Origin of the sequence: Microbacterium sp. BF1, from assembly GCF_019279095.1 — a bacterium.
GTDB lineage: Bacteria > Actinomycetota > Actinomycetes > Actinomycetales > Microbacteriaceae > Microbacterium > Microbacterium maritypicum.
Genome location: NZ_JAGYWT010000222.1, coordinates 1 through 4,001, shown reverse-complemented (window position 1 = coordinate 4,001; position 4,001 = coordinate 1). Strand labels below are relative to the sequence as shown.

Annotated in this window: 5 protein-coding genes; 1 reads left to right on the top strand and 4 read right to left on the bottom strand. The window is 67.8% G+C overall.

Annotation, left to right across the window (positions count from 1 at the left end):
* Positions 1-273: 273 nt before the first annotated feature.
* From proB to rplU, 4 genes are all read right to left on the bottom strand, one after another.
* Positions 274-1,059 (bottom strand): glutamate 5-kinase, encoded by a 786-nt coding sequence (proB, locus tag KZA10_RS09195; protein ID WP_055872379.1) that lies wholly within the window; start codon positions 1,057-1,059, stop codon positions 274-276.
* A complete protein-coding gene (obgE, locus tag KZA10_RS09190; protein ID WP_055867574.1) occupies positions 1,056-2,555 on the bottom strand; it encodes a GTPase ObgE in 1,500 nt (499 codons plus the stop codon). The genes proB and obgE overlap by 4 nt, the downstream gene beginning before the upstream one ends.
* Before the next feature lie 100 nt (positions 2,556-2,655).
* Positions 2,656-2,913, bottom strand: a complete 258-nt coding sequence (gene rpmA, locus KZA10_RS09185) for a 50S ribosomal protein L27 (protein WP_028501603.1) — start codon at positions 2,911-2,913, stop codon at positions 2,656-2,658.
* Between the two features lie 18 nt (positions 2,914-2,931).
* Positions 2,932-3,240 carry a 50S ribosomal protein L21 gene (gene rplU / locus KZA10_RS09180; RefSeq protein ID WP_028501602.1) on the bottom strand — a complete coding sequence of 103 codons (309 nt, stop codon included), beginning with the start codon at positions 3,238-3,240 and terminating at the stop codon, positions 2,932-2,934.
* A 245-nt stretch (positions 3,241-3,485) separates the two neighbouring features.
* On the opposite strand from rplU, the gene KZA10_RS09175 reads away from it, so the two are divergent.
* Positions 3,486-3,752 carry a DUF4031 domain-containing protein gene (locus tag KZA10_RS09175; RefSeq protein ID WP_141386122.1) on the top strand — a complete coding sequence of 89 codons (267 nt, stop codon included), beginning with the start codon at positions 3,486-3,488 and terminating at the stop codon, positions 3,750-3,752.
* Positions 3,753-4,001: the final 249 nt, after the last annotated feature.

Below are 4,001 nucleotides of genomic sequence, written 5' to 3'. Positions count from 1 at the left end.
GCGCGGAAGTGCGCGGCATCCGGGTATCGCTGGTACGGGTCCTTCGCGAGCGCGCGGAGCACGATCGGGTCGAGGGTGCGGGGAGCTTCCTCGTTCACCTCGGTCGGAGGAACGGGTGTCTCGCTGAATGCGCGGCGCCGCATCCAGAAGCGACACGGCGATGGATTCGAGCACACGGGCCTTGTCATCGCTCGTGAGCGCTGCCGTGGCGCGGGAGGCCTCTTTGGCGCGCTCGAGGCGTGCCTGCGGGGTCTGGTCGGTCATCCGCCCAGTTTATGAGGTGGCCGGCTCGAACCAGGTCCCTATTTCGGCGCCGGCGAGAGCCTGCTCGACGAGGTCGGCACTGGTGACCAGCACCCCGATCCCCGACGCCGCCGCGAGGCGCGCCGCCGAGACCTTGGTGGCCGCTCCCCCGGTGCCGACGCTGTTGACGACCGTCGCTCCGAACTCGAGGCCGGTCAGGTCGGCGTCCGGGGCCACGATGTCGATCGGCTCGGCGTCGGGATCGGTCGGAGGCTTCGTGTAGAGCGACTCGATGTCGCTGAGCAGGATGAGCGCATCGGCTTCGATCAGCTGGGCGACGAGCGCACCGAGCCTGTCGTTGTCGCCGAAGCGGATCTCCTGTGTTGCGACCGTGTCGTTCTCGTTCACGATCGGCAGGGTGCGCAGCCCGAGCAGTCGCTCCATGGCGCGACGGGCGTTGGAGCGCGACGTCGGGTTCTCGAGGTCACCGGTGGTGAGGAGCACCTGCCCTGCGACGATGTCGAACGGACGCAGCGACTCCTGGTAGCGATACATCAGGATGTTCTGGCCGACGGCCGCCGCAGCCTGCTGGGTCGCGAGGTCAGTCGGTCGGGCGTCCAGCCGCAGGAACGGGATGCCCGACGCGATCGCACCCGATGACACCAGCACGACCTCGGCTCCGCGTGCATGCGCGGCAGCGAGGGCGTCGACGATGACGGGTATGCGCCAGGACGACTCACCGCTGATCGAGGAGGATCCGACCTTGACGACGATGCGGGACGCAGTGGCGAGTTCTGCGCGGGTTCGTGCTGTCACTCGCCGTCCTCGCGGTACGCGGCGAGACGCTGCGTCTCGACCTCGGCGCGGGCTTCGGCCTTGGCATCCATGCGCTCGTAGTACTGCTCGCGTCGCTCCGACGTCGTCCGTCGCGCGTTCGGGGCCAGACGGGGGTCGGTTCCACGCGGCGCACTCATCAGCTCCGCGGCCGATGTCATGGTGGGCTCCCAGTCGAAGACGATGCTGTCGCCCTCGCCGATGACGACGGTCGAGCCCTGAACGGCGCCGAGACGGAAGAGCTCGTCCTCGACACCGAGCTTCTCGAGTCGATCGGCGAGATAGCCGACGGCCTCTTCGTTCTGGAAGTCGGTCTGCTGCACCCATCGAACCGGCTTCTCACCCAGGATGCGGTACACGTTGCCGTAGGTGCCACCCTCGACACGGATGGTGAATTCCTTCTTGGAGCCGCGAGGACGGATGATGACGCGCTCCGGCGGCGTCTCGAGCGCGGCTTCGGCACGCGCCTTCTCGACGAGCTCGCCCAACGCGAAGGTGAGCGGACGCAGCCCCTCATGGGAGACCGTGGAGATCTCGAACACGCGGAACCCGCGGGCCTCGAGATCGGGGCGCACGAGCTCGGCGAGGTCGCGCGCCTCGGGGACGTCGATCTTGTTCAGAGCGATGAACTGCGGGCGCTCGAGGAGCGGCGTCTGTCCCTCGGGGACCTCGTAGGCACCGAGCTCGGCGAGGATGACGTCGAGGTCGGAGATCGGGTCACGACCGGGCTCCAGAGTCGCGCAGTCGAGCACGTGCAGCAGCGCCGAGCAGCGCTCGACGTGGCGGAGGAACTCGAGACCGAGTCCTCGGCCCTCGCTGGCGCCCTCGATCAGGCCGGGCACATCGGCGACCGTGTAGCGGAAGTCACCGACCTGCACCACGCCGAGGTTCGGGTGGAGGGTCGTGAACGGGTAATCGGCGATCTTGGGCCGGGCGGCGGAGATCGCACCGATCAGGCTCGACTTGCCGGCGGACGGGTAGCCCACGAGGGCGATGTCGGCGACCGTCTTCAGCTCGAGGATGATGTCACCCTCGTGCCCAGGGGTGCCCAGGAGAGCGAACCCGGGGGCCTTGCGCTTCGGGGTGGCGAGGGCGGCGTTGCCGAGCCCACCCATCCCGCCCTTGGCGACGACGAACCGCTCACCGGGGATGATCATGTCGATGAGGACTTCGCCGGCGGTGTTCTTCACCACGGTGCCGACCGGGACCGGCAGCTCGAGCGTCTCACCGAGGAACCCGGAGCGGTGGTCGCCCATGCCCGGACCGCCGTTGCCGGAGGAACGGTGCGGCGAGTGGTGATACGACAGCAACGTGCCGGTCTGAGGATCGGCGACGAGCACGACGTCGCCGCCGTCACCGCCGTTGCCTCCGTCCGGGCCGCCGAGCGGCTTGAACTTCTCGCGGTGCACGGAGACGCAGCCGTTGCCGCCCTTACCCGCACGCAGGTGCAGTGTGACGGTGTCGACGAACGTGACCATTTGCTAGTCCTCTGGGTTGCTGTGCGTTTTCGGAGGGCAGATACACGGACGGGGCGAGCCGAAGCCCGCCCCGAACCGGATATCTAGTGTCGCGCTGTGATCACTCAGCTGCGGCGACGATGTTGACGACCTTGCGGCCGCCCTTCGCGCCGAACTGGACCGCACCGGCGGCCAGAGCGAACAGCGTGTCGTCGCCGCCACGGCCGACGTTGACGCCGGGGTGGAAGTGCGTGCCGCGCTGGCGGACGATGATCTCGCCGGCGAGGACCTGCTGACCGCCGAAGCGCTTCACGCCGAGGCGCTGAGCGTTGGAGTCACGACCGTTACGGGTTGAGCTTGCGCCCTTTTTATGTGCCATGTCCTAATCCCCTCGGGCTTACTTGATGCCGGTGATCTTGACGCGCGTGAGCTCCTGGCGGTGGCCCTGACGCTTCTTGTAGCCGGTCTTGTTCTTGTACTTCTGGATGATGATCTTCGGGCCGCGGAGGTTGCCGATGACCTCAGCCGTGACCTTGACCTTCGCGAGCGAGTCAGCGTCGGTGGTCACCGTGGCGCCGTCGACGAGCAGCACTGCAGCCAGCTCGATCTTCTCGCCCTGGGCAGCCTTGACACGGTCGAGCTGAACGATCGTGCCGACCTCGACCTTCTCCTGCCGCCCACCGGCGCGCACTACTGCGTAAACCACTTCATACCTGTTTCGTTGGGGAGCTCGCGGCTCCGAGATCTCACGGGAAGACTGTTGCTTGCATGCACCGCAGAACGGCGGGTGCGAACGCAAGACTCTCCGCTTCGGCCGACGAGGACGACGCGGCATACGCACCAAGGGACTACTTTACCGGATGCGGGTCTGTGTCGCAAAGCGGGCCGCCTCCGATCTGTCTGGGCGCACGCTCGAGCCCCACCCCATCGCTGCGGACGTAGGCTGACGAGGTGACCGTACTCGTCGACGACCCGCTCTGGCCCGCCCACGGACGCCTGTGGGCACACCTGGTCAGCGACGAGAGCCTCGATGAGCTGCACGCGTTCGCGCGGGCGAACGGCATCGCTCCGCGCGCGTTCGACGTCGACCACTACGACGTGCCGGAGGAGATCATCCCCCGGCTCGTCGCCGCCGGCGCTCAGCATGTGAAAGGCAAAGAGTTGGTGCGTCGCCTGATCGCCTCAGGACTCCGAGTCCGCAGCCGCGACCGGCGCTGACGGCTCGTTGTTCACCGAGACGGGAGTGCCGGTGAGCGCTGCCGTGCTCACCCGACGACGCCCTCGCCCCTGACCGGGTGCCTTCGGCTCCGGAAGGGCATCGAGAACCGAGTCGAGCAGCTTCCGGCATCCGGAAGATCTTCCGACATCTGAACCGGGACGGGGACGGCAGCCTGGTCAGGCGGAAGGCTCGACCGGGTACGGATGCGGCAGCCACACCGTCACGATCAGGCCGCCGTCCGTCCGCGG

What these genes read in the sequence shown, in the direction of transcription:
- obgE (WP_055867574.1), bottom strand. Translation starts at nt 2,555, where the DNA reads ATGGTCACGTTCGTCGACACCGTCACACTGCACCTGCGTGCGGGTAAG.
- rpmA (WP_028501603.1), bottom strand. Translation starts at nt 2,913, where the DNA reads ATGGCACATAAAAAGGGCGCAAGCTCAACCCGTAACGGTCGTGACTCC.